This window comes from Lacrimispora sp., from assembly GCF_047605665.1.
In the GTDB taxonomy this organism is placed as follows: Bacteria; Bacillota; Clostridia; order Lachnospirales; family Lachnospiraceae; genus Lacrimispora.
Genome location: NZ_JASGFH010000018.1, coordinates 64,288 through 86,665, shown reverse-complemented (window position 1 = coordinate 86,665; position 22,378 = coordinate 64,288). Strand labels below are relative to the sequence as shown.

Here is a 22,378-nt window from a genome sequence, read left to right as displayed (position 1 = left end):
TTTTAACTTTATTAATCTTGATAAATTGATTGAGGAATATCAAAGTTTTAAATCAATTATGGATTACTTAAATTGTAATGATAAATGATAATAGAATCAGAGAAGGTGTTTTCAACTGAAAACTGCCAGCAATAAAACCCTCATCAGTATGCTGAGGGTTTTATTGCTGGCAGTTTTTATCTTTATTAATATATATCGATAAATAGGAGCTGCTATGTTATAATTAGAATAGTTGACTTATAAAAAAAGGGTATGAGCGTCAGAATTATAGCAACAAGGAATGTTGAGACGTTATTTACCGTGCTGATGAAAAGCCGACAATCATTGTAATTGATATTGATTTGGAAATAAACAAAAGTATCCGAAGTCGATTGCCTCTTTTGAGTGCTAGAAGAACGGACCTATACAAAGTTGAGGAAATATAGACTAAGCTATATGCATCCGATGTAACAGAGTCATTCAAAAAGAGACTTAGAATCTATTTTTTGTGGAATAGTAAGTGGTTCGCCAAGGCCAAACCACGCCTTTCGGGAATCAGAGTCACAGCTTCAACAAATACAGAGGTCTGCTGCCTTTTGAAAAGGAGATAAAAACATGAAAGAAGTAAATAAACCTTCTGTTAAACTAAAAACGTATTTAAGTGAAAAAGATTACGAACTAATCGCTGCGCTTGAGAAAGAGTGCACCCAAAATGACCAGACGACTTTAAAGCTTGAGCTTGATTATAAGCTTGGGGTTGCTTTGTCAGATACAGGGAATCTTGATAATAAAGAAATTAATGAGTTCCTTTACTTTAACGGTCAAAAGCTGATCGGCTATATAGGAATATGTGGTTTCGGCGGAGCGGGAACGCCGCTCGAAATAACTGGCATGGTACATCCGGAACATAGACGTAAGGGTATTTTTACTAAATTGTTTGAATTAGTCATGGCAGAATGCCAAAAAAGAAATTCAGACGGTGTTCTTCTACTCTGTGACCGCAAATCTGCTTCTGGTCAGGGCTTTCTGAAAAGGAACGGTGCAGACTACAAATATTCCGAATTTGAAATGTACCTTATGGCGGAGGTATCTGCAGTTTCGCAAGAGCATATGTGTGGCATTACTTTAAGAAAAGCGGTAAATTTTGATGCTCGTGAGATTGCAAGGCAAAATGCCATTTACTTTAGTGACACTACAGAATTTACAAATTCTGATCTAGAAGAAAACGACTCAGATTTAGTCATGCCTGAAGAAGAGGAAAAGCGGGGGATGACGATTTATCTTGCTGAGAAAGACAAGCAAATAGTCGGAAAAGTTCACATGCAAATCAATGCAGCAATTAGTGGTATTTATGGACTGGGCGTGCTGCCGGAGTTCCGCGGAAAGGGCTTTGGGCGGGCGATACTTTTAAGTGCGGTGAAAAAACTTAAAGAATCACAGACAAACACAATTATGCTTCAAGTTGCAGCAGAAAACGCAACTGCCTTAAATCTCTATAATTCCTGTGGATTTAAGGAAACCTCGGTAATGGATTATTTCTGTTTGAAGTTATAATGCGTACAGCACCTGGTAGAACACCATTTGAATCAATATAGGAAAGAGGTAATTATGCAAACAAAAACTGTTATAGCCCCCCATCATTCTAATATTAATAAAATTCTTGAATTTGTTGAAATACGCACTAAAATTACAAGCGTGTTTCCATTTTTCATGTCTCTGGCTTACCTGTTTTACCGCAGACAGCCGGTGAATGCAGAGCGCACGCTTTTGTTCTTTAGCTCCATGTTCCTGTTTGACCTGACTACAACTGCAATCAATAATTATATTGATACCAAAACCAATGGTCAGAAACTGCCCTTCTCCCGCAGCATGGCAAAGCTCATCATATATCTGCTGCTTGGCATAAGCACTGCTTTAGGCCTTGCGCTGGCATATCGTACGGATCTGGTAGTGCTCCTCCTTGGAGGGGTGTGCTTTCTTTGCGGAGTGTTCTACACCTGGGGACCAATACCTATTTCCCGTTTACCCTTAGGCGAAATTTTTTCGGGACTGTTTTATGGTTTGTTTATTCCTTTTCTGATGCTTTACATGAACATGCCTGCCGGAACGTTCCTGGCCTTAGCGACAGACTGGCATGTAGTCCGGCTGGACTTAAACCTTGGTTTTATGATTTTCCTGCTTTTGTTTTCCGCTGGCCCAATCTGTGCCACAGCCAACATTATGCTGGCTAATAATATCTGTGATGTGGAAAAGGATATTACTGTTGGACGGTATACCCTGCCTTATTATTTAGGCAAAAAAGCGCTGAGTGTTTTTGCTGGTCTATATTATATTACTTATTTGACATGGGCAGCGTTGGTAGCGTTAGGATTCCTGTCCCCGGTCTGCCTGCTGGCATTGTTTACCATAATTCCTGTTTATAAGAACAACTGCCGCTTTAAGAAGGAACAGATCAAAGAAAAAACATTTGTCCTTTCGGTGCAGAATTATGTCATCATTGTGGGAGCGCAAACGGTGACGATATTTTTAAGCGGTTTGATTCTTTGATAATTCTCCTGCTGTATTGCAATCATCAGAGGAAAAGGAAAACAGACGACGAGACTTCGGGATTGCTCATATATAAAACAAAAGATACTGTAATGGCCGAATTACTCATTAGAGGCAAGCGGTCAACCCGTTAGTATTTTGAAATATAAGCTGAAAGATTTATTTCCGAATGATTATGAGAGTAGCCTGCCTTTTATAGAGGAAATAGAAAAATCTTTAAAAGATTTATGGGAATAAAGATTTAGCATCTAGTGCAGAAGTAAGATTTCATAGAAGTTATATTCTAATATGAGTATCGGTTAATTTTATTAAAGAATAATTAACAAAGATTCAGTTGTTAGACAACATGCTTCCTGATATGATTAAATCAGTAAAGGCCATTACTTATTGAACTAAAATTCAGGAGATCATTGATATGCAGATTGGTGAAGTAATACGGAAACACAGGAAAATAAAAAATATAACTCAGGAAGAAATGGCAAATATTCTGGGAGTGACGGCACCGGCAGTTAATAAGTGGGAAAATGGAAACTCAAATCCAGATATTATGTTATTAGCTCCCATTGCAAGACTGCTTGATATTACCCTGGATACACTGTTATGTTTTCAAGAAACACTTACAGAGGAAGAAATAAACCATATTATATATGAAATAGACTCCAGGCTGAAATGTGAACCTTTTGAAGAAGTATTCCAATGGGCAAAAGGTAAAATCGAACAGTATCCTAATTGTGAACAGCTAATTTTGCAAACAGCAGTGATTTTTGATGCATGGCGTCTTACAAGAGATATTCCAGACTCGGAAAAATATAACGATTATATTAATCAATGTTATGTCCGCGCACTGGCCAGTGAAGATGAAACGACCAGGATTCTTGCTGCGGATTTCCTGTTTGAATTCTATTCAAGAGAGGAACAATACGAGAAGGCAGAGGAATATCTGGCTTACTATTCAAAACAAAATCCAGAGCGGAAGAGAAAGCAAGCAGTTATTTACAGCAAGACCAACCGAATGAACGAAGCATATAAAACATACGAAGAATTATTATTTTCAGGTTATCAGATGATAAATATGATATTTCACAGTCTGTATATGCTGGTAATGCGTGATAAAAACATGGAAAAGGCTCATATGTTTGCTGAAAAACAAAGAGAACTGGCGAATCTTTTTGAAGTAGGGGAGTACCATGCGGTTCCCGATGCACTTGATCTGGCAACAGTAGAAAAAGATGTAAAAGCTACAATAGAAATAATGGAGCGGCTGATAGCCAGCCTGGATAGTATATGTGATTTTACGAAGTCAGCTCTTTATGAACATATGGAATTTAGAGAAACAGGTAAGGAGTTTAGCAGAGAGCTGCATGAGAACTTGCTGACGTGTTTCAGGGATGAGGAAACATATGACTATATGAAAAAGAATCAGCGTTGGAAGGAACTGGTAAGGCAGTAAACCGGTATTATGATAATGATGCTTATCAAAATATCATTCATGCGGATTTTGTATACAAATAGTAGGAGGTAAGTATGGATATTACAATTTGCCAAGCGACTGAAGACCAGGCTGAAGCGGTATGGCAACTGATGTATGCTCTTGATTTTGAAACAAAATATATGATGTACGAACCAGGTGAAAGATCAAAAGACATTGAACGGGTAAAAGATATTATTAATACGGCTGTCCATGGAGATAACCTCTTTCTGGTAGCTGAAGATAAAGGCGAATTAATTGGATATCTTTTAGCACAAAGAGGCAGATGTAAAAGAGTATATCATTCAGCATATATCGTTGTAGGAGTTCGTGCTGCATACCAGAATTATGGGATTGGTTCAAAGCTTTTTGCTGAATTGGATTACTGGGCGAAGAAGAATCATATTACCCGGCTTGAACTGACAGTTATGTGTCAAAATGAGGCTGCAAAGCATCTCTACGAGAAAAATGGTTTTACTGTTGAAGGGATAAAGAAACAGTCTATGATTGTAGACAATGAATATGTTGATGAGTACTATATGTCTAAGCTTTTTTAGATTATAAATACAAAACTGATCAATTCTGATTTGCAGAGGATATGAGTCATGAGCAAAAGAACTGTTATGATTTTTCCTGAATTTGAAAACATCGATATTATTAATCATATCCGCAAGAAATATGACCCATTGGCAGATTTAGTATCACCGCATATTACTTTGGTTTTTCCTTTCGATAGCCAGTTAACGAAAGAAGAACTGCATTTACATTTAAAAGAATGTTTAAGTGATATAGAACCATTTAAAATTAAATTAAAAGGATTCAGTACGCATATAAATGAATATGGAAATTATTTGTTTTTAAATATAGTAGAGGGAAAAGATATAATTAGAAGTATTCATGATAGGTTATATAATGGAGAACTAAATCAATCTGATGCGTCGTATCATTATGTTCCGCATATGACAGTTGGGAAAGTACCTTCCGTGGAGTCTCTCGATGAAGCATTTGATGATGTGAACCAATGTGATACTGAATTCAATACCGTGGTCAAAATGATATCAGTTGAAATGATTGGTGAGAATGAAGAATCAATTATTATAGAAGAGTATGAATTGCATAGCTAAACCCAAATTTTTCACTTTGCAGAAAGGCAATGATGCATATAAAAAGAAGGTTCAGTTTGCTGTTAATCAGCCTGTTGGTACTGGTTCTTTGTTCCTGTTCCAATAATGGAACTGTCAGGAACGGGGTACCACATCCCCCTAATCAGAACAGAACAACCAGTTGATGAAGTCCATAAGTCCAAGGAAATGACAGATTTAGATGATTCACTTGGAATCACGGTATATAATTATCCTGTCATTAATGGCTCAATTTCAACATTAATTTTTGTACAGGCTATATATCAGGAAATGTACAGTGAAGAAGGATATACAGACAGTATATACTCTCCAAAAGCGTCTAAGACCGTACCATCTTACCTACATTTGATCGGTGGAGATATGGTCATGTTATAATCAATACAAACCTGGATTTTGTAGGCAATAGATGGACAGACGTTTTTCCTCTCAGATTAACTTAAGGCGTGCTTTTGCACTTAATTGAAGTGAGATATGTTTCCGATTACTGTGGTGGGATAGGGAAAGGAAACGTTTTGGAAAAAATAGATAAGTAATAAACTGTAGAAACACCAGTCCTGTTTAGGCATATGACTGGTGTTTTATTATAGTTGTGTGAGCTGCAAGCCAGAGTGAATTGACTCGCTATTATATATTTTAGAGTTATCAGAAAATATTGATAACATCCATGTCCGAAAATTGCCAGATATTTTGAATTAGTATGATATACTTAAATAAAGTTAACTCTCAAGAGAATCCATTGAATGAAAGAAGTATATTATTATGTAAAAATGACCTTACGTAAGCAGTCACTCAAAAAAAGAGTAACTTCCATGTTCATAACAGGAGAAAATAAAGAAATGAAAAATGATGTTGGATTATATGCAGCATTTAAAGCAAAGGACGTAAGATTTGATGGCCGCTTTTTTATGGGAGTATCATCAACAGGAATATATTGCCGCCCCGTATGCGGAGCGAGAATGCCAAAAGCCGAAAACTGCACCTTTTATTCTTCCGCAGCCGAAGCAGAACATGCGGGATACCGCCCCTGTCTGGTATGCAGACCTGAACTGGCACCAGGGGTATCCATAACGGATGCTTCTTCTGTGTTGGCGCAGCGTGCAGCAAGAATGTTAGAAGAACACTGCGGTAATGGAGAAAAGATGGAAGTATTGGCTGGACAACTTGGGTGTACCGGCAGGCATCTGCGGCGCGTATTTATGGCGGAATATCATGTTACACCGATTCAATACCTGCAAACCTGCCGTTTGCTGCTTGCCAAAAAGCTGCTTACAGATACAAATTTACCGGTAATTGATGTTGCAATGGCTTCCGGGTTTGGGGGATTGCGCCGGTTTAATGATTCATTTAAAGAACATTATCATTTGACGCCCACGGATTTGCGGAAAAAGATGTCGAAAGAAAAAAGACAGAGCGATAATATCACCGTTTATCTGGGATATCGTCCGCCTTACCGTTGGAATGAGATTCTGCGTTTTCTTGAAAACCGATCTATTCCAGGAGTGGATTTTGTCAGAGATAATATGTACTTCAGAACGGTGCACATAGTCAGCAGTAAAAAAGAAGACATTTATGGTTGGGTTAGGATTAGCCATATATTGGAAAAAAATGTGTTAGGGGTCACCATAGGCGAGACTTTACTGCCTGTTTTACCCCAAGTTCTTGGAAAAATAAGAAATATGTTTGATTTGTATTGTGAACCCGAAACCATCTACCAGGCGCTTTCAACCATGAATGATATTCGTCCGGGGCTTTGTTTGCCCGGAACTCGCCTGCCGGGCTGTTTTGATCCATTTGAGATGTCAGTGAGGGCGATTTTGGGGCAGCAGATTACTGTTAAAGCTGCAAGCACACTGGCAGGGAGGATTGTAATGGCGTTCGGAACACCGGTACAGACAGGAATTGACGGATTATTCCGCGCATTTCCCACTCCAGAAAATATAGCTGCTTTAGAAGGACCTATTGAGAATCACCTGGGACCTTTGGGGGTGATCGCTTCACGGGCAAAAACGATTGCAGCTTTGGCTAAGGCTTTTATACAGGAAGAAATAAATTTTGGATTCTGCCCTGAGCCGGAGGAAGAAATGAAAAAGCTGTTATTGATTCCTGGGATTGGCAATTGGACGGCACAGTATATTGCAATGCGTACAATGGCCTGGCCGGATGCATTTCTGGAAACGGACGTTGGTATAAAAAATGCATTGCCAGGATATACACCGAAAGAGTTGCTGAATATTGCAGAGCAGTGGCGTCCCTGGCGCAGTTATGCCACATTGAATCTTTGGAATTCACTATAGGAGGTTTTTTATGTATTATACAACGGATTATAGTTCACCTTTGGGGGTGATTACACTGGCTGCTGATGACAGGGCTCTTGTGGGATTATGGCTGGAAGGGCAAAAGTATTTTGGCGGTACAGTAAAAGAAGAAATGAAAGAGGATCATAGCCGCTCTGTTTTTAGAAATGCAGAGGATTGGTTAGACCGGTATTTTGCCGGTAAAAAACCTGCGGTTTCCGAATTGACGATAGCCCCAATTGGAGGCGAATTCAGGCAGGGAGTGTGGGAAATCCTTTGTCAAATTCCTTACGGCCAGGTGGTTACTTATGGCGATATTGCGAGAAAAATGGCAGAAAAGATGGGGAGAAGCAGCATGTCCAGTCAGGCGGTTGGCGGGGCAGTTGGCCATAATCCCATTTCTATCATCATTCCCTGTCACCGAGTTGTGGGAACCAACAGGAGCTTGACCGGGTATGCAGGCGGCATTGATAAGAAGTTAGCGCTTCTCACGATAGAGGGCGTGAATGTGGAACGCTTTTTTATTCCGAAGAAGGGGAGCGCATTATAGTAAGAATGGAAGGAGGGGGATTACATTCAGTAATCAATTGAAGATTTATTTACATATCGGTTTAGATGTGGTAAAAGTTATTCCATCTGAACTAGTCAATAAGAGTTTTTGCTATGTAATATAAAATTACTGATTGCGGGAATGTGGAGCTTGTAGTTGAATTGTGCTAAAAATAAAAAAGATGAACGGATATAATAAAGGCGTGAGCAATTATGTTTACGTCTTTATTATATCTATCGGTAAATGATTACGAATAGTATTATGGAAAAATAGATATAAAAATAGTAAGAAGCATTACTTTTCAAATAAATATCATGATATAATGTGGCTAGTGCTATTGACTACGATGAAATCAAAAATACTTGGAATAAGTTAAATAGTGTCTTTCCAATGATGAAAGATTGGTTTTTTGAATGGATATGAATATTTGATTTATGAATCATTGGAAAGATAGTAAATGTAATAGATTTCGCTTTTGAAGAGTTCAGTTTATCTGAATGATTAACAAATTAAAAAATCATGAATTAACTGAGATGAGGTATAAGTATAATGATTGAAACAGAAAGATTAATAATGAGACCATTTAATCAAGATGATTTGGACATTATTATAGGGCTTTATTCTAATGAAGAAATAATGAGATATATGCCAAATGATGTCATGAATGCAGAGAAAGCTCAAAAACATTTAAATAAAATTATATGTGACTGGGAAGAGAAACCACAAGTGAACTTTGAAATGGCAGTAATTTTGAAAGATAATCAGGAAAAAATTGGCCGTTCCAGAATTCACTTAGATTATGAAAATGATACAGCAATAATTGGTTGGCTTCTATTAGAAAAAAATTGGGGAAAAGGTTATGCAACAGAGATGACAAGGGCATTAATTGATTATAGTTTTGATGTATTAAATGTGCATAGAGTTTGTGCACTATGTCATCCTAAAAATATTGGTTCATGGAGAGTTTTAGAAAAATGCAATATGCGTAGAGAAGCACATTTTATACAAAAATGTAAATATATTAAGGATAACAATATAATCTGGGAAGATGAATTGGAATATGCCATATTAAAATCGGAAAGATAAATTCCAATATGGCGGTAGCATTAATACAGGAGAACATACACGAGGAATATTACATGGAATGCGGATAAATATACAGAAGACTTTTCATTCGCAGGAAGTTTTGTATAAGGACGACAAATGGTATGCAGATTATATGAGAATTAAAATGAAAGTCATTAAAGAATAGTATAAAAATGCAGATTATTTCTATAGAACGAAACGGGAGGGACAACAAATAGATAGAATAGGAGGCTAAATTGTAATTAATTAAAAATGATTGCAATTATCGCCATGACTATCGACCATATTGCATGGCCTATTTTTCCGGGATACCGAACAGACGTGTCACATTAATAATGCACACAATCGGACGGCTTACCATTCCGATTGTGATGTATTTCATTGCTGAGGGCTATAATATACTGGGGTTGCTTTGGCTGTTCCTTTTCTCAAAATATACAATGATCAGCGTGGTAAATGGAAAGGTATGAAGTGGTTTTTTATGTTTACTATCCTGCACCTTTAGTCATGTCATGTTTTATAAAAACATATCTTTATCTTTAATAATTGGCTTTACATCAATAATACATAGCTGGAAAATTCTAATTAAGCAAGTTTTCTCTATTGTTCATTTGATGCAAATAAGAAAATATTGAATCATGGGCCCCATCTTCTCTTTTTTAACTATTTTAAAATAAGGCATTAACATTGTCTCAAATTCATTATTTGATATATTATATCGATCAGTTCTGCCCAGATACTCTTCAATGAGTGCTGTGATTTGAAATTCAGGGCTTCCTGCATCTGGAATATCAAGTATATATTTACCGTCAGGTTTCATTATCCTATGAGCTTCTGCAATTGCCTGCGCCACAAAGTCCTTTTCAAAATATTCCAGCGAACCAATACATGCGCCGATATCAAAAAAACTTTCAGCGTATGGTGTTTCATGCATACTGCCCCAAAATAAAGAGCCAATCTCAATGTTATTATTGTGAACAAATTCCTGCAACAGTTCTATGGTCTTTTCACTTATATCAACACCATAATACGTCGATGTCCATTCATGATATCCTCGAAACATTAAGTTCAAACAACACCCAAGGTCAATAAAGTTCATACCTTTTTGGGGGGCCAGATATTCCACTATTTCCTTTTGACTGCTGTCTGAAAGTGTTTCATCCATCCGCATTTTCAGATATAAGGGGTAATTGGGGTCATTAGTAATATGTGGAGGGAGACTCTGATAAGAATCAATCCCTTTTCGTCCTAAATCAATTCCTTTATCATACGATTTGGCAACTAACTCCAAATGATCTTTCATTGTGTCCCCCCTGACTAAATTCTGATATATTTTGTTTAATAATACAACACCCTCTTCTAACTATCAATATCAAGTTTTCAATGTGTACTAATACGCCAAACCCTACCTTATCATTGAGATAGAATACTTTACGGATTTGAAAAACACCAATAGGAGGCGCGTTATGGTGGAGAAAGCAATATATTTAATTACTGGTATTATGGCATCTGGAAAATCAACAGTTGCAGAACTGCTCGCTTCAAAACTTGAGAACAGCGTGCATTTACGCGGTGATATATTTCGCACAATGATTGTATCAGGACGTGCAGAAATGTCCCCGCAGCCGTCCGACGAAGCAGTACGGCAGTTGCATCTGCGCTATCGTTTGACTGCAGATGTGGCCGGAACTTATTATGATAATGGATTTTCTGTTGTTATGCAGGATAATTACTACGGAGAAGAATTTTCCCGCGTATTAGATATGCTCGGTGATAGAAATGTTCATGTAATAGTGCTTTGCCCAAATGTGGAAACAGTAAAAAAGCGTGAGGCACTGCGGGGAAAGGTTGGATATATCGGTTTTACTCCGGAGGCTCTGTATGCGGACTTTATGAAGGAAACTCCCCAAATTGGATTTTGGATCAATACCTCAGATCAGTCACCGGAGCAGTCGGTTGAGGATATTTTATTACATTTCAAAGAGCAATAGAATTGGAAAAACAGGTTCCAATTCATTGAGCAGGCAGACTCCTTTTGAATGAGTCTGCTTTTCGTACGCCTACCTGCATGCTGCACCTCCTTAGCACATCACCCGGATGCTTTCCGGCACGAAGCGCAGCAGTACATAATCGAGAGCAGTACAGCCTTTTTGCTGAACTGAGGTATGGTTCATAGTAATGGACCAACCACACTCACTTTAGAAGTTATTTATTACAGAAATAAAAAATATATCCCTGAAATAATTAATGAAGTTTGATAATATCTACAAAAATGTGGATGAATTAGTGAAAAGAGTATCTGTCACAATCAGAGACTAGTGGCTGCTTTATTGGTAGAAGAGGTATTCATAAACACCTGAAGATTTATAAAGAGTGGCTACAGGAAAGCTTTGGCTAGCAGATAGAATCCGATAAAGAGCTATAAAAAGTTGATAATAATCGTAATGAACAGGACAGGCATAGATGGGATTTTGATGCTTGTACTGTTTCTCTCTCTATAATATATTTGCATCAACTAATTACACATGAAATTGAATTACTCTGTATTGTTGTAACCAACTGCAGAATAAAATTATAAACGAAATCTCTGCAGCCACACCAAATTGCATTTGTGCTTCTGCAAAATTTAAAGCAGTAGTTTATTGTAAGTATATAAATGTAGTGATATCATAGGGATAATTTCAGGATTACCTGGATGAATTAAAATTCAAACTTGAAAAGGGAGGGCATCATGTATATATATTCTAAATACATGATATAAGAAGATTATGATTCGTTTCGCCACAATAGGAACAAACTTTATTGTCAGAAGGTTTCTTGATGCTGCAGCCAAGAGCAGTGAACTTTTATATGCAGTTTCGTATTCAAGAGAAGAGGAGAAAGCAAAAGCATTTGCAACAGAATACGGTGCATGCAGATATTGTACCGATTTACAGGAACTTGCGGAATCAGAAGATGTGGATGCAGTATATATTGCAAGCCCTAATAGCTTACATTTTGAGCAGTCAATCTTAATGCTTTCTCATGGAAAACACGTGATGTGTGAAAAGACAATTACCTCCAACAGAATGGAACTCAATAAGTTGACAGAGGTTGCTGACAAAAACCATGTAGTTTTATTAGAAGCCATGCGTTCCGTTTTTGACCCCGGATTCGCAGTGATACAAAGAAATATAAAACGATTGGGAAGAATTCGCAGAGTCAGCTTCCAGTATTGCAAGTATTCTTCCAGATATGACAAATTTAAAAATGGCATTATTGAGAATGCATTTAACCCTGCTTTTTCTAATGGGGCTTTGATGGATATAGGAGTTTACTGTGTCCATCCTTTGGTTAAACTTTTTGGACTGCCAGAGAAAGTTATATCTGATGCGATCCTTCTGCATAACGGAGTGGATGGAGCAGGAACCATTATAGCCCAATATGAGGGAATGCAGGCAGAACTCATTTACTCCAAGATATCGGACAGTTATGTTCCCAGTCAAATTCAAGGAGAAGATGGAACCCTGGTTATTGAAGATATACCGAATCCGAGGAAAGTAACATTTTATAGAAGAAATGGTGAAAGTGAGATTTTAGTATCTCGTGGGTCGGATTCAAATATGATTTATGAAATCCAGGAATGGATTGAGCAGATTAAAGGACACAGGGACTGGCATGACCCGATGAAAATCTCACTCATGGAACTTCAGGTTATGGATGAAGTCAGGAATCAGCTTTCTATAAAGTTTCCTGCAGATGCGGAGGAGAAATGGAAGAAATATTAAAAAAGATTGAAGAGATCAAAAAGCAGCAAGAACAACTTGTATTCCAGGATTTTCAAGAAGAGACTGCATGGATAATTGGCTCTGGAATTCGGGAACGGGCAGTGGAAAAGAACTATCCAGTTTCTATTTGTATAACCTTGAACCGAAGACGTTTATTTTACTGTTCTATGCCTGGAACAGCCCCTATTAACGATGACTGGATCAGAAGAAAAGAAAATACAGTATATAAGTTTCATAAAAGTTCTTATGAAATGTCTCTGTACATGCAGCTAAAGCAGGATGAAATCGGCCGAAGGTATGGGCTTGATTGTAGTGAGTATACGGCTGCAGGAGGGGCAGTGCCTCTGATCTTAAAAAACAGCGGAGTGGTAGGAGCTATCACTGTATCGGGATTAACCGAAGGGGAGGATCATGAGTTAGTTGCAGAAGTAATAAAAGACTATTTACTTGCTCTTTCAATGGAGAGATTATAATGATAGCCGGGAAATGTTCTTGTTTTATATTTAAAAAATAATTCTCCTCTTGTATCACCATCATATTTTTACGAGTGCATATTTATTAAGTGCTTCTCAAAAGAAAATAAGTGATGATATCTCAAACAAACGAAAAGTATTAAGTTCAGTTTTAAATGAATTTAATGAAAAACAATAAAGACTATGATATAATAATAAACAATAAAGATATCATATCGGCCTAAAGCCGGAGAATGAGAGGGGATTACCGTGTTTGCAGAAGAACGCCATGACGCTATTGTTTCATTAGTCAATAAGAAAGGTTCCGTCCGGGTAAAGGAGTTAAGTGAGAAATTTGATGTGACAGAAGACAGCATCCGAAAGGATTTAACCCAGCTTGAAAAAAAGGGACTGCTAAAGAAAACCTACGGTGGAGCTATGAAAATCCGCATCAATGTTCATGATCTGGATGTGGCTCAACGGAAGGACAAGAATATTGAAATGAAACAGATGATAGCCCGGAAGGCCCTGGAGTTGATTAAAGACGGGGACATGGTTTTCCTGGACATATCAACTGCAAATTTAGAGCTGGCGAAGCTGCTGACAAAATCCATGCTCCGAATCACCGTGGTCACGAACATGATTGATGTCATGCAGACGCTGACCGCCGCCCCGACAGTAAAAGTCATATTCATTGGAGGGACATTCAGCCGTGGTCATGATGGCTTTGTAGGCAGCATTACCATTGATCAGATTGTCAATTACCGGTTCGACATCGCCTTTGTAGGGGCGGTAGGAGTGGATTTAATTGATAACAGTGTAGCCACTTATATGGTGGAAGACGGTCTGACGAAAAGTGCGGTCATAGAGGTCAGTAAGAAAGCGTATATGATGCTGGAGACCAGAAAATTTAATATGGATGGGACATATAAATATGCCAAGGTGGACAGTTTTACCGGGGCGGTTATGGATGGGAAGCCTCAGGAAGATATTGAGGAACAGATGAAGGAATATGATATCGAGTGGATTTATTGATGAAATGGATAATCTTAAGTGCCGGTGAAAGCCAGGCTTAAGATTATCCATTTTTATTTTACTTTTACATAAATAGCAATATGGAAAAAATAATAAAAATAAATAACAAATATGTTGACAACAATAATAAAAAAGAATATTATATTAATGATAAATGATGGTAACAAATAAAAAACAATAAATATCAATTAATAAGAAGGAGGAGAATCTATGACATTGGTTATGACCGACAGAATTGAAAAGCTGAAAGAAAAGATGCTTTCCCAGCCCCGTTATGCATCCATTGAGCAGGCAAAAATCATCACAGATACCTATAAGGCCAATGAAGATAAGCCCAGGATCATTCAAAGGGCCCTTGCGCTGAAGGCGGCATTGAAAAATCTGGAAATCAGTGCAGAACCGGAAGAACTGATCGTGGGAAACCGTACTGCAGGCGTCCGCTACGGAGTGGTATTTCCTGAGAGCGGAAGCACATGGGTGGATAAGGAATTTGAGTCCCTTCCGACCCGCCCCCAGGATAAGTTTCAGGTCAGGGAGGAAGACATTCACTATTTTCGCAGCGAGATCAAGCCATACTGGCAGGGGAAATCTCTGGAAGATGTATTGCGAAGCAGGTACGGAAAAGAGATTGATGAGATTGCAAAGGTAGTGAAAATTAATCAGAAAGATCATGCTCAGGGACATATTTGCCCCAACAGCGTGGAATGGCTTCACAAGGGTCCGGCAGCCATCAGGGCGGAAGCAGAGGCCAAGATGAAACTGACCTATGGAGAAAAAAGAGATTTTTATGAAAGCGTATCCATTGTCATGTCAGGAACACAGGATTTTATGGTCCGGTATGCCAGGCTTTTAGAAGAAAAAGCAGAACAGGAGCAGGAAGCTGACAAAAGAAACAACATGCTTCACGTCGCAAAGATTTGCCGTAAGCTGTCAGAGCAGGCTCCGGAAACTTTTCACGAGGCGGTTCAGTCCCTTTGGTTCCTGTTTGCTATCCTCCATATGGAATCCAATGCATCTTCCTTTTCACCTGGACGTATGGATGACTATTTATGGGAATATTATGAACGGGATTTGAAGAATGGTATCCTGGACCAACAGGGGGCACTGGAAATTTTAGAATGCATGTGGTTGAAATTTAATCAGATTGTATACTTAAGAAATGCCCACAGTGCCAAGTTTTTTGCAGGTTTTCCCATTGGCTTTAACATAGCCATAGGGGGGCAGGATAAAGAAGGCAATGATCTTGCCAATGATTTATCATTCCTCCTCTTAAAAGCCCAGGAGCATCTTGGTCTTCCCCAGCCTAATTTATCCGTCCGTCTTCATGAGCATACGGGTGATGAACTGTTAAAACAGGCTATCCGTGTTGTGGCAAAGGGGAGCGGTATGCCTCAGTTTTTCAATGATAACGCGGTGATTCCATCCATGGAAAAGCTGGGAATTTCCAGGGAAGATGCCAGGGATTATGCCATTGTAGGCTGTGTGGAACTGACCACCCAGGGAAACAACTTGGGCTGGAGCGATGCAGCTATGTTTAATTTAAACAAGGTTCTGGAGCTGACCTTAAACGGCGGAAAATGTCTGATTACCGGTGAGCAGCTGGCAGAAAATTACGGGGATATCACCACATATCAGACCTTTGAAGAACTGGAAGCTGTGTTCCAGCGATATCTGGATGAATACATGGATAAGATGATAAAAGCCTGCGAAGAGGTAGAAAAGGCCCATATCGACCTGCTCCCATCTCCATTTTTATCATCAGTCATTGATGACTGCACGGTAAAGGGAATTGATGTGACCGCCGGAGGCGCTTATTATAACTTTTCTGGAATTCAGATGATACAGGTGGCTAACTTAGCCGATAGCATGGCTGCTGTGAAGAAGATTGTGTTTGAAGATGGGAAGATCGGAAAACAGGAACTTTTAGATGCCTTGCGTGCTGATTTTAAAGGATATGAGATACAGCGTACCATGCTTTTGAACAAAAGCCCCAAATACGGCAATGACGTAGACTGGGTGGATGAATTAGGTGCAAAATGGGCCGGGTATTTCAAAAACCGTCTGTCCCGTTATACCAATTACAGGGGCGGAAAATACCATACAGGAATGTACACCGTATCAGCCCATGTGCCCATGGGGGAAAATGTGGGTGCTTCTCCTGATGGGCGTAATGCCGGGAAGCCTCTGGCCGACGGAGGTATGTCGCCGGTATACGGAAGGGACATTGCAGGACCAACTGCCGTTTTGAAATCCGTATCAAAGCTGGATAAGGATTTAACCACCAATGGCGGGCTCTTAAATATGAAGTTTTTGCCGGAATTCTTTAAGAATGACACGGGAATCGACAAGTTTGCAAAGTTTCTGCGGACGTTTGTGGATTTGGAAATTCCTCATATTCAGTTCAATGTTGTGCGCAAGGAGGATTTGATTGCGGCAAAGAACAATCCGGAGCAGTACAGAGGACTGACCATCCGGGTGGCAGGATATACGGCCTACTTCACGGAACTGGCAGGTGAACTGCAGAATGAGATCATTGCGAGAACCAGCTATGGAGATATATAGAGAACGGGAGCCGGTATATGGACAGTAAAAACGTACAGGGAACCATATTTGACATCAGAAGATTTTCCACACATGACGGCAGTGGGATACGCACAACTATTTTTTTAAAGGGCTGTCCCCTTGCCTGCGTATGGTGTCACAATCCGGAAGGCATATCGGTGAGGCCAAGGCCCCTTTATTTCCCCAATAAATGTATCCGATGTGGGATATGCGCTGCCATGGCCCAAAATGGCGGCGCAGTGCTGGAAGAAGGTGGGGTGAAGCTTCATCCGGAGAAAGACGAGGACTGGAACCGGATTATAGATGCCTGTCCTTCAGGGGCTCTGGCCTGGGACTCCAGACGGATGACAGCCCATGAAGCGGCAGAGGAACTGATGCGGGATGAGCCATTCTTTAAATATGGCGGGGGTGTCACACTATCAGGAGGAGAGCCTCTCTTACAGGATGAATTCGCTTCGGCTCTTCTTAAGGAATTAAAATCACGGGGGATACATACTGCCGTTGAAACTGCCCTTCATGTGAAACAGGAAGTGTTAGCAAAAGTGATCCCATTTTTAGATTTGATTTATGCGGATTATAAGATTTCTGACCCGGAAGCCCATAAAAAATACACAGGCGTGTCCAATGAACTGATAAAAAGCAACATTCGTTTCCTGCTGGAATCAGATAAAAGGGAATCCGTCATTATAAGAACGCCTATGATTCCCGGATTGACGGACAGCACTGAAAATATTTCTGACATCAGCCGTTATATATCAGAGATTTATCCGGAGGTTTCTTATGAGCTTTTAAATTATAATCCTCTGGCAGCGGCAAAATACCATTTGATTGACAAGGATTACTATTTTAAAGAAAATCCCAGACAATATTCCGGGGAGGAAATGGCTTTATTTGCGGAAATTGCAGCACTTAACGGAGTGAAAAATATAATCATGGAATGAGTGAGAAAGGATATTATTATGAAATTAATTATTGACGATGCGGATATCAAAAAGATCAAGGAACTTTACAGTATATTTGCCATAGACGGTGTTACCACCAATCCCTCCATACTGGCCAAAAATGGAAGACAGCCCTATGAGACCCTGAGGGAGATTCGGGAGTTCATCGGAGGAGAGGCGGAACTTCACGTCCAGGTGACGGCTGAGACTGCAGAAGGGATGCTGGAAGATGCCCATAAGATTCAGGAGGAATTGGGAAGAAATACTTATGTAAAAGTACCTGCCACATCAGAAGGATTAAAGGCAATGAAGGCTTTAAGCGCAGAAGGCGCGAATATTACAGCAACCGCTATATATACCCAGATGCAGGCATTTCTGGCAGGTAAGGCAGGCGCTCATTATGCGGCTCCGTATGTGAACCGGATTGATAATCTGGGGGCAAACGGAGTGAAGACGGCCAAGAGCATTCATGATATTTTTAAGAAAAACGGATTAAAGACAGAGGTATTGGCTGCAAGCTTTAAAAATTCCCAACAGGTCCTTGAACTTTGTGAATACGGAATCGGGGCATCCACCATTTCCCCTGACGTAATCGAGGGACTGATTAAAAATGATTCTGTTACCATGGCTGTGGCCGGTTTCACAAAAGACTTTGAGGCTCTTTGCGGAACCGGAGTGACCATGAAAAATTGCAAATAGGAGGTTCTCATGTTATCTGATAAGGCGATCCGCATTTTAAAGATTTTGGTCATCAATAATAAAGAGCCAATTACAGTAAAAATGCTGGGTGTTTGCCTGAACATGTCAGAACGGTCTGTGAGCATGTACTTAAAGGAAGTCGGTGATTTTTGCCGGCGCCACCATATCGTTTATGTGAGTAAACGGGGCTGCGGCGTTTACCTGGAACTTTCCGATGCAGATGCTTTTGTGTTGAGGGATTTGTCGGAGCCTTCCTATTATGACGGAGAATATCGGATCAGCTATATCAAACAGATTCTTTTGGAGGGCTGGGAAAGTTATACCATTTCTCTTTTATCAGAGGAACTGTTCACCTCCAAATATGTGATCGGAAGTGATCTGGATTCGGTTGAAGCCTGGTTTAAGGAGTATGGTCTGACGCTGGTAAGAAGGTCCAAAAAGAAGCTTTCCATTGAGGGAAGTGAATGGAACCGCCGCCGCGCCATCATAAGCTGGGAGCACTGGAAAAAAAGCAGGATAAAAGATGAAAAGCAGGCTGTATATGACAAGCGTTTAGATGGCTTAAGTGCTGCAATGCTGGAAGCTTACTGCGGTCCTTTAATATGCATGCGCATCTGCCGGGCCATAGAGCAGTTTGAAACAGAGGCAGGAGTCATTTTTGTAGATTACAGCTTTATTATGATGGCAGAATATCTGTGTGTTCAATACAATAGGATTCATGCCGGTAAATATATACCGGATGGGGAACTGGGATTTTCCTGTCCACAAAAATCTTTATCAGAATATGTGAAGATATTGACAAAAAATGTGGAACAGGCCATGGAAACGGAGCTTAAGGCAGGAGAGCTGGATTATCTGTGTCTGATTCTGGCAGGAGCGGAGTTCCAGCAGGCGGAGGAGGAGAAAAAACGGGAATTTTTACTGGTTTCCTCTCAGGACATATGCGAAATAAGCAGACAGATTCTGCTGTATTTATCGGATATTTCAGGATTGGAATTTGGCGAAGATGAGTGCCTGTACAGCGGGTTAGGGTCTTTTTTGCACCGCTGCATCATACGTACAAAGTTTGGACTGGAAATCTGCAATCCGTTTCTGGAAGAGGTGAAAAAAAGTTACAGTGCAATTTTTACAACGTGTTTCACCTTGGGAAATTATATCCGGAAAGAGACCGGGAACATGCCGTCGGAGCATGAAATTGCATTTCTGACTCTTCTGGTTGGCGGCGCCTTAATCCGAATGGAAAAGCAGATAAGAGCCGTGCTCATTGGGGCGGGAAGTCTTCTTCTGGCGGAAATGACTGCAAAGAAAATTGAGCAGAGAGTGTCCTGGATTAAGGTTATAGCTGTTCTTCCCATGGACTGTGCCTGTCAGACCAGCCACCTGGACTGTAGTCTGGCCATTACAACAATACCGGACTATGAAACCGAACTCCCTACGGTCTATGTGACGCCGATTATCAGTGACCGTGATGTACTAAAACTGCAAAAGGCAGTCAACCAGCTTTACACGGGCCGTTTGGGGCATCCGGAGCCCTTTTCTCTTTGCCCTTATCTGAGGCCGGAATTCATTCTGATGGATGCAGAAGCGGCTTCAAAAGAGCGTTTGATTGAACAGGGATGCAGCATCATGGAAAAGGAGAATTATGTAACAAAGGAATACTGCAGGGAGGTTCTTCACCGGGAATCCATCAGTTCAACAGAAATAGGCAACGGTGTGGCCATTCCTCACGGTATCGAAAATACAGTCAGAAAGCCGGCGGTTTTTATCATACGTTTGAAAAATAAAATGGACTGGGGAAATGGTTCGGTGGATATTATCTTTATTCTGGCGCTGAATTTCAATGATGTAGACGTCACCAGGAAATTTTTTAATTTGTTTTATGAAAAGATCGGAAATGAGGAAACCGTGGAGCAGATCAGAATAGCGGGAACAAAAGAAAAAATTATATCCATTCTGCAGTGACAGGAAAAGAGATAGATGAAGGGAGCAGCCCCGATTTTATCTCTTTTTTTGAGTTTATCTCTTTCAATCATAAAAAATGCAGTTGTATTAATGCAAAAATGGAAAGATTCATGCATTGAAAATAATACAAAGTTAGAATAAAATGATATCAATAAATAAAGAAAAATAAAAATAAATCCGAAATAAGAGAAAGGAATAGGAAATGAAAACAATCGAAGTTCACAAAAGAGCAGAGAGCCACAGGCATGACCAACTTCATCATTGGGTTGGCAGGCATTACAGAAGCAGGGATCGGCATTATAGTTGGCACGTTGATTCTGGGATTATCCAGAAAAACGATAGATGAATCATAAGGAGGGTTTCCATGGAAAAGGAGTTAATGTCACAGGCAATCATCGTGTTTGATATGGTTGCGAAAAATAAGGAGGAGGTGATTTCACAGATGTCCTGTCTGATGGGGGCAGACGGGCGATTGCTGGACTTGAATGGATATGAGCAGGATGTACTGAAAAGGGAGGGGCAGGCATCTACTTGTGTAGGTTTTCTGACAGCTACGCCCCATGCAAAATCAAACCATGTAAAGTGTCCCTCTCTGGCATTTGCCAGGCTGAGTGAGCCGATTTGCTGGGATTGTGAGGAAGAAGAGGTGAGCCTGGTGTTCCAGGTTGCTGTTCCGGCAGAAGGACAGGGAGACCGTCATCTGGAAATTCTGGCAGGTTTGTTCCGTAAATTGATCTATGATGACTTCAGAGAAGAACTATTAAACGCAGATACCAAAGAAACTGTTTTAGGACTGATAGGAGAGTTATAAGGAGGAGAAGATGAAAGAATTAACAGGAATATTAAAGAATACAAGAGCACATTTGATGAATGGTGTGTCTTACATGCTTCCAGTGGTTGTAGGCGGGGGAATTCTGATGGCAGTGGCTGTTATGCTGGCAGGTGAAGGCGCAGTGCCTGAAACTGGCTTTACGGCAAAACTGTGGCAGATTGGAGTGAGCGCCCTGGGACTTATGGTGCCCGTACTTTCTGCATACATAGCGGTATCCATTGCTGACAGGCCGGGTATTGCTCCCGGACTTGCAGGAGGCGTGCTTGCCAATGCAGTCGGGGCTGGGTTTTTAGGCGGTATTATATCCGGATTGTTTGCCGGAATTCTTTGCCACTATTTAAAAAAGATACCGCTGCCAAAGGCGATTCTGTCACTGAAGTCCATCATCATCATACCGGTTGTCAGCGTTTTGCTCACCGGACTCATGATGCTGTACGTTATCGGCACTCCCATTGCAGGGCTTATGGATGGAATGACAGCATTTCTTACCAATATGAGTGAAGGAAACAAGGTCTTTTTGGGATTGATCATTGGAGCCATGATAGCCTTTGACCTTGGCGGTCCTGTCAATAAAGTTGCATTCGGTTTTATGGTGGCTACCATTGGAATGGGAATCTATTCTTATGCAGGTCCCTGTGCCATAGCCATTGCAGTACCGCCTTTGGGAGCAGGAACTGCTTCCCTGATTTTAAAGAAGAAGTTTACAAAAGAGGAAAGAGAAGCTGGAATCGGAGCCCTTGCCATGGGAGCCGTTGGAATTTCTGAGGGAGCGATTTCTTATACCAGTGCAGATCCCCTTCACATGATTCCCATTAATATGATAAGCAGTGCCATTGCTTCTGCCATTGCGTATGCCATCAACGTGAGCAGCAGGGCTGCCTGGGGAGGTCTGATTGTTCTTCCGGTGGTTGAAAACCGGATTGGCTATGTGATTTCCATGGGAATAGGTGTAGGTGTGTATGTGGTTTTGTGTGCTGTATTTAAGAAGAATGCGGCAGAAGTTACAAAAACAGCTGCTGATGACGATGATGTAGATATTTCATTTGAATAAAGGAGAAAGCT

General features: G+C 40.2%; 20 protein-coding genes. 19 read left to right on the top strand and 1 reads right to left on the bottom strand.

Annotated elements, in window-relative coordinates; all coding sequences use genetic code 11:
- The first annotated feature begins 594 nt into the window (after positions 1-594).
- The 9 genes from QM657_RS14940 to QM657_RS14900 all read left to right on the top strand — a co-directional run bounded on the left by QM657_RS14940 (position 595) and on the right by QM657_RS14900 (position 9,066).
- A complete protein-coding gene (locus tag QM657_RS14940) occupies positions 595-1,533 on the top strand; it encodes a GNAT family N-acetyltransferase (RefSeq protein WP_415067501.1) in 939 nt (312 codons plus the stop codon).
- A 156-nt stretch (positions 1,534-1,689) separates the two neighbouring features.
- A complete protein-coding gene (locus tag QM657_RS14935) occupies positions 1,690-2,526 on the top strand; it encodes a UbiA family prenyltransferase (protein ID WP_415067500.1) in 837 nt (278 codons plus the stop codon).
- Between the two features lie 415 nt (positions 2,527-2,941).
- Positions 2,942-3,976, top strand: coding sequence for a helix-turn-helix domain-containing protein (locus tag QM657_RS14930; protein ID WP_415067499.1), 1,035 nt, complete (start codon positions 2,942-2,944; stop codon positions 3,974-3,976).
- A gap of 74 nt (positions 3,977-4,050) precedes the next feature.
- On the top strand, positions 4,051-4,551 hold the full coding sequence (locus QM657_RS14925; protein ID WP_415067498.1) for a GNAT family N-acetyltransferase: 501 nt from the start codon (positions 4,051-4,053) through the stop codon (positions 4,549-4,551).
- Between the two features lie 48 nt (positions 4,552-4,599).
- Positions 4,600-5,118: a 2'-5' RNA ligase family protein gene (locus QM657_RS14920; RefSeq protein WP_415067497.1), complete on the top strand. Its 519-nt coding sequence runs from the start codon at positions 4,600-4,602 to the stop codon at positions 5,116-5,118.
- A 186-nt stretch (positions 5,119-5,304) separates the two neighbouring features.
- On the top strand, positions 5,305-5,511 hold the full coding sequence (locus QM657_RS14915) for a hypothetical protein (RefSeq protein ID WP_415067496.1): 207 nt from the start codon (positions 5,305-5,307) through the stop codon (positions 5,509-5,511).
- A gap of 365 nt (positions 5,512-5,876) precedes the next feature.
- Positions 5,877-7,430: a DNA-3-methyladenine glycosylase 2 family protein gene (locus QM657_RS14910; protein WP_415067495.1), complete on the top strand. Its 1,554-nt coding sequence runs from the start codon at positions 5,877-5,879 to the stop codon at positions 7,428-7,430.
- 10 nt (positions 7,431-7,440) lie between these two features.
- A complete protein-coding gene (locus QM657_RS14905; RefSeq protein ID WP_415067494.1) occupies positions 7,441-7,980 on the top strand; it encodes a methylated-DNA--[protein]-cysteine S-methyltransferase in 540 nt (179 codons plus the stop codon).
- A gap of 549 nt (positions 7,981-8,529) precedes the next feature.
- Complete coding sequence (locus tag QM657_RS14900; protein WP_415067493.1) at positions 8,530-9,066, top strand: GNAT family N-acetyltransferase; 537 nt, start codon at positions 8,530-8,532, stop codon at positions 9,064-9,066.
- Positions 9,067-9,673: 607 nt separating this feature from the next.
- Here the strand turns inward: QM657_RS14900 and QM657_RS14895 are convergent.
- Entirely contained in the window at positions 9,674-10,369 is a 696-nt protein-coding gene (locus QM657_RS14895) for a class I SAM-dependent methyltransferase (protein WP_415067492.1), read from the bottom strand.
- Between the two features lie 163 nt (positions 10,370-10,532).
- Between QM657_RS14895 and QM657_RS14890 the strand changes: the two genes are divergently transcribed.
- From QM657_RS14890 to QM657_RS14845, 10 genes are all read left to right on the top strand, one after another.
- Positions 10,533-11,057 carry an AAA family ATPase gene (locus tag QM657_RS14890; RefSeq protein WP_415067491.1) on the top strand — a complete coding sequence of 175 codons (525 nt, stop codon included), beginning with the start codon at positions 10,533-10,535 and terminating at the stop codon, positions 11,055-11,057.
- Between the two features lie 777 nt (positions 11,058-11,834).
- Entirely contained in the window at positions 11,835-12,833 is a 999-nt protein-coding gene (locus QM657_RS14885) for a Gfo/Idh/MocA family protein (protein ID WP_415067490.1), read from the top strand.
- Positions 12,818-13,306 (top strand): heme-degrading domain-containing protein, encoded by a 489-nt coding sequence (locus QM657_RS14880; RefSeq protein WP_415067489.1) that lies wholly within the window; start codon positions 12,818-12,820, stop codon positions 13,304-13,306. Before QM657_RS14885 ends, QM657_RS14880 begins: the two co-directional genes overlap by 16 nt.
- Before the next feature lie 249 nt (positions 13,307-13,555).
- Positions 13,556-14,320, top strand: a complete 765-nt coding sequence (locus tag QM657_RS14875) for a DeoR/GlpR family DNA-binding transcription regulator (RefSeq protein ID WP_415067488.1) — start codon at positions 13,556-13,558, stop codon at positions 14,318-14,320.
- Between the two features lie 210 nt (positions 14,321-14,530).
- On the top strand, positions 14,531-16,882 hold the full coding sequence (locus tag QM657_RS14870) for a glycyl radical protein (RefSeq protein WP_415067487.1): 2,352 nt from the start codon (positions 14,531-14,533) through the stop codon (positions 16,880-16,882).
- A gap of 17 nt (positions 16,883-16,899) precedes the next feature.
- A complete protein-coding gene (locus tag QM657_RS14865; RefSeq protein ID WP_415067486.1) occupies positions 16,900-17,823 on the top strand; it encodes a glycyl-radical enzyme activating protein in 924 nt (307 codons plus the stop codon).
- An 18-nt stretch (positions 17,824-17,841) separates the two neighbouring features.
- Positions 17,842-18,522, top strand: coding sequence for a fructose-6-phosphate aldolase (locus tag QM657_RS14860; protein ID WP_415067485.1), 681 nt, complete (start codon positions 17,842-17,844; stop codon positions 18,520-18,522).
- A gap of 9 nt (positions 18,523-18,531) precedes the next feature.
- Positions 18,532-20,484, top strand: coding sequence for a BglG family transcription antiterminator (locus tag QM657_RS14855; RefSeq protein WP_415067484.1), 1,953 nt, complete (start codon positions 18,532-18,534; stop codon positions 20,482-20,484).
- A gap of 364 nt (positions 20,485-20,848) precedes the next feature.
- A complete protein-coding gene (locus tag QM657_RS14850) occupies positions 20,849-21,295 on the top strand; it encodes a PTS sugar transporter subunit IIA (protein WP_415067483.1) in 447 nt (148 codons plus the stop codon).
- Between the two features lie 10 nt (positions 21,296-21,305).
- Positions 21,306-22,367 carry a PTS fructose transporter subunit IIC gene (locus QM657_RS14845; protein WP_415067482.1) on the top strand — a complete coding sequence of 354 codons (1,062 nt, stop codon included), beginning with the start codon at positions 21,306-21,308 and terminating at the stop codon, positions 22,365-22,367.
- Positions 22,368-22,378: the final 11 nt, after the last annotated feature.